Genomic DNA, 4,641 nt, shown 5'->3' with positions numbered 1-4,641 from the left:
CTGGCCATGCCGGTAGACAGAAAGCGCTCAAACGCTTTTCCCGAATCGGCCCCGGTATCGCAAGTACCGGGGCTTTTCTTTGTCTGTCTATCGGCTGTCACTCTCCAGCGAAGCAGTGCCAAGGCGACCTTGGTTTTTGCAATCACTGTAATAATGTCCAGTGGTTCGCATAGTAGCGGTAGGTTTCAACTCTTCGCAATACTGGTTAGAACGTTGCAATTCGTTTCAAATCAGGCGTTTCTAGCCGTTTTGATGTCTCAACACGTCTCAACCTGTCTCAGGACATACCGTCCGGACTGTCAAAATCTTTAATACCGTTCGTCGGATTAGTGCGGGACGAGTAGGAATTTCATCCTATGACCGCTGTAATCGCGGCGCCTCGTTGTGCCTTGAATATGAGTCCGCTGCAATTGCGTTGTACGAATCGCGCAACTCCATATGCAAGGGCATTGAATCCATTCGTTGAGCAATTCGTTAAGAATTCAAGCGAGAGAAACAAAAAAGGCTTACGCGATTAAGCGTAAGCCTTTGATTTGTATGGTGGGCCCACACGGACTTGAACCGTGGACCAAAGGATTATGAGTCCTCTGCTCTAACCAACTGAGCTATAGGCCCTCAGTAGGCCGCGGATTATAGCGACGGTTTCTCCGCTGTGCTATCCGAAAAATCCGATACGGTAATACGCAGAAACGTTGCGGCAAATTCTTCTGGTGGCAGCGGCAGGCTGACGATGTAGCCCTGGATCTGTTCGCAGCCTTCGGCGGCGAGGAATTGTTGTTGCGCCTGGGTTTCCACGCCTTCGGCGATTACCGTGAATTGCATGCTCCTTCCCAAGGCGATGATGGCGCGGACAATCGCCGCATCGTGGGGGTCGTCGGGCAGTCCGCGGACGAAGGACTGGTCGATTTTGAGGATGTCCAGCGGCAGACGCTTGAGGTAACTGAGCGAAGAGTAACCAGTGCCGAAGTCGTCAATCGCCAGTTGTACGCCCAGGTGTTTGAGTTGATGCAGCACTGCCAGCGCTTCTTCAGCCTGACTCATGATGAAATTTTCGGTAATTTCAAGTTGCAGTAAATCCGGTCTGAGGCCGTTGTCCTTGAGCAGTTGCTCGATGCGGCCAAGCAGATTTGGCTGACGCAGCTGCGCCCCGGCGAGGTTGACCGACAGCGGCCCAAGGCTGTCGTAGATCTGGTTCCACTCGAACATCTGCCGGCACGCGGTCTCCAGCACCCAGTCGCCGATCTGCAGAATCATCCCGTTCTCTTCGGCCAATGGAATGAAGTGCTCCGGCGGCACTTCGCCAAAGGTTGGATGACGCCAGCGGATCAGCGCTTCGGCGCCGACAAGGCTGTGGTCGTCGAGGCTGATTTTAGGTTGGTAGTAAAGATGCAACTCATTACGCTCGATGGCGCGGCGCAGTTCGTGCTCCAGCGCCACGCGCTCGATGGCCTGCGCCGTGAGGTCGCGGGTGTAACTCTCGACTCGGTTGCGACCCTTGGCTTTGGAACGGTACATCGCCGCATCGGCGTTTTTCACCAGTGTGGCCACGTCACAACCGTCGCGGGGATACAGGCTGGTGCCGATGCTGGCGCTGATAAAAAACTCGTGTTCGCCGGCCTGAAACGGTGCGCCGAAGCAATTGAGCAATTTTAGTGCGATATGGTCGGCGTCGCTGGCCTGTTGCAGACCGGGCAGCAGAATAATGAATTCGTCGCCGCCGAGGCGGGCGACGGTATCAATGTCGCGCAACTGTTCTTTCAGGCGAACGGCGATGCCCTTGAGCAGCAGGTCGCCGACCGGATGACCGAGGCTGTCATTGATGTGTTTGAAGCGGTCGAGATCGAGGAACAGCACCGCACCCAGACTACCGTTTTCCTGCTGATTGTTGAGTGCCGTGAGCAAACGGCTTTCGAACAATGTGCGGTTCGGCAGTCCGGTGAGTGGGTCGTGGTGAGCCTGATAATCGAGTTTGGCCTGGGCGTGCTTGAGGCTGGAAATGTCGGCAAACACCGCAACAAAATGGGTGATGAATTTGTCGCGGTTGCGCACCGCGCTGATCGTCAGCCAGCTCGGGTACAACTCGCCATTCTTGCGCCGGTTGGAAATCTCGCCCTGCCAGTGACCTTCATCCGTCAACTGGTGCCACATCGCCGCGTAAAACGCGCTGTCGTGCAGGCCCGAGGCGAGCAGGCGCGGCGTATGGCCGAGGGCTTCGCTTTCGCTGTAACCGGTGATCTCTGTGAAGGCCCGGTTGACCGCGCTGATGTGCTGTTGGGTGTCGGTGATCAACACGCCTTCGGCGGTGCTTTCGAAAACGGTCGCAGCCTGTTGCAGTTTTTCCTGCATCAGGTGGCGTTCGGTGATGTCGCGGGCAATGGTCAGCATGCAGTCTTCTTCACCGATCGGCAGCGGTCGGGCGGACACTTCGCAGAGGCGGATTTGCCCATCGCTACGGCGAATATGGCAGCTGAAATCTCGGACAAAGCCGTCGCGATGCAGCAGATCGAGCATCTTTTTGCGTTCGTTGAGGTTGACCCAGATCCCCAGGTCCAGCGTCGAGCGATCCACCGACATGGCGCTGTTGAACCCGGTGATGCGACTGAAGCCTTCGTTGACTTCCAGCAGCAAGCCGTCGCTCTGACGCGATAGCAGCAAACCGTCCGGCGAGGCGTGAAACGCCTTGGCAAATTTCTCTTCCGACGTTTGCAGTTGCTGTTGGGTTTCCTTGAGCTGGGTGATGTCGCGCACGACCACCACCAGCGCTGGCGTCGTGTCGAGATCAAAGGGTTCGGCGGAAATCAGTCCGGTGAACACCTGGCCATTGTTGCGGCGAAAAGGCATTTCCAGGTTGCGGATACTGCCGGCCTGCAACCGCTGTAACAGTCCCGGCCCGACGCCGGGAATACCCCAGATGTTCAGATTGGTGGCGGTCTGACCGATCACATCTTCGGCTTTCAGTCCGATCTGGTCTTCGAAGGCCTCGTTTACTTCCAGCAAGCAACCGTCGGACAACCGCGCAATCACCAGAATGTCAGGGCACTGCTGGAATACCGAAGCGAACTTCTGCTCCGACAGGCGCAACGCCTCCTCGGTGCGTTTGGTCTCGCTGATGTCGATCATCAACCCGCGCATGACCGGTTCATGGCCGTGTTCGATAAGGCTGACGATGTCCCGTACCCACAAGCAACGACCATCGGCGGTGATCACCCGGTAATCGAGGCTGTGATCGCGTCCGGCCAGCACTTCGTGATCGCAGAAACTCTGGGCGCGAGTCAGATCCGCCGGGTGGATGATGTTGCGCCAGAACCCCGGAATCAACCAATGCGACAGCGGATAACCGAGCAAGTCTTCGGCGTGGGGCGACACGTAGCTGTAGGTGAAGTCGCTCATTCGCGCTTCCCAAGCTATGGCCGACAAACTTTCCACCAGTCCGCGATAGTGATATTCGCTGCTGCGCAATTCCTGTTCGAGGTCGATGCGGCGGGCAATCTCCGAACTCAGGCGGCGGTTGATGCGGATAACCACCGCTAGCACGATGATCAGGGTCAGCAGGCCAGGCAGGCCGTAAACCAGTAGATCCGACCAGAATGTCCGGTGATCAAGGACGTTCCCGACCCAGTGCTCTTGAATAGCGCTGATTTCAGCCGGGGACATGTCGGCCAGGACTTTGTCCAGAATGCCCACTAGCATCTTGTTGTCACGGGGCACGCCCATCGCCAGTTGATAGCGATACGGGGTTTCGCCGCTGACGTACAGGCCGTCGAGTTTCAGCTGACGCAGGCTCCAGACGCTGGACGCGAGATCACCCACTACGGCGTCTACTTCATCGGTCGCGAGCGCTTGCAAGGCCGAGCTGACATTGGGCATGGCGACCAGATTCAGATCGGGGTGGTGGGTGCGCAGGAGTTCATGGGGCGCGTAGTTTTCCACCACGGCGATCTTCAGGCCGTACAGATCTTCGAGTTTGCGCGGTTGTGAGCCGCCAACGTGGGCGAGGATGACAATCGGGAAGTCAAGGTAAGGGCGGGTAAACGACAGGTAGTTCTGGCGCTCCGGTGTCGACATGATTCCCGGCAGCAGGTCGATCTTGCCTTGCTTGACCTGCTCAAGCACCACCGTCCAGCTCACTGGTTCGACGGGGGTGAGTTTGATCGCCAGACGCTGGCGTATGACGTCTATGTAATCAGCTGCCAGGCCCTGATAGCGGGACTGATCGTCGCGAAACTCAAAGGGCGGCCACGACGCGTCGACACCCAGGCGCAAGTCCGGGTGAGCCGCCAGCCAGCTACGTTCTTCATCGGTCAGAGTCAGCGCGTCAGCCGTTGCGGTCCAGATCATCAGTGACAGCAGAGTTAGCGCGGACGCCAGTCTGGGCATAACGCTCTCGTTATGGCTCGGGGTGGTTGTTTCGAGTGTAGACGGGGTATGCGGGGGAGGGGTGGTGAGGGGAATTTAATCTGCCATATAAACAAAACCCCCGGCCTGGGCCGGGGGTTCTGGTATCACTCGTCGAGGAAGGAGCGCAGATGCTCGCTTCGCGTCGGGTGGCGCAGCTTGCGCAGCGCCTTGTGTTATATGTTTAGGTTCGTGTATGGTTTGAGTTTTATTTTTTTTGTTTATTTTTGTTGTGTATGTTTGTTT

The 4,641-nt window shown here is 57.1% G+C and carries 1 protein-coding gene, 1 tRNA gene and 1 pseudogene; all 3 read right to left on the bottom strand.

Translation table 11 applies throughout. The features are described 5' to 3' along the window. Positions 1-538: 538 nt before the first annotated feature. A tRNA-Ile gene (locus ACIQVE_RS29190) sits at positions 539-615 on the bottom strand. 15 nt (positions 616-630) lie between these two features. Beyond that, complete coding sequence (locus ACIQVE_RS29185; protein WP_402815364.1) at positions 631-4,377, bottom strand: EAL domain-containing protein; 3,747 nt, start codon at positions 4,375-4,377, stop codon at positions 631-633. A 125-nt stretch (positions 4,378-4,502) separates the two neighbouring features. Further along, a pseudogene (locus ACIQVE_RS29180) lies at positions 4,503-4,568 on the bottom strand (hypothetical protein); the annotation flags it as partial. Positions 4,569-4,641: the final 73 nt, after the last annotated feature.

Origin of the sequence: Pseudomonas sp. NPDC098747 (assembly GCF_044760045.1) — a bacterium.
In the GTDB taxonomy this organism is placed as follows: Bacteria; Pseudomonadota; Gammaproteobacteria; order Pseudomonadales; family Pseudomonadaceae; genus Aquipseudomonas.
This window is presented reverse-complemented; position numbering and strand designations above follow the sequence as displayed.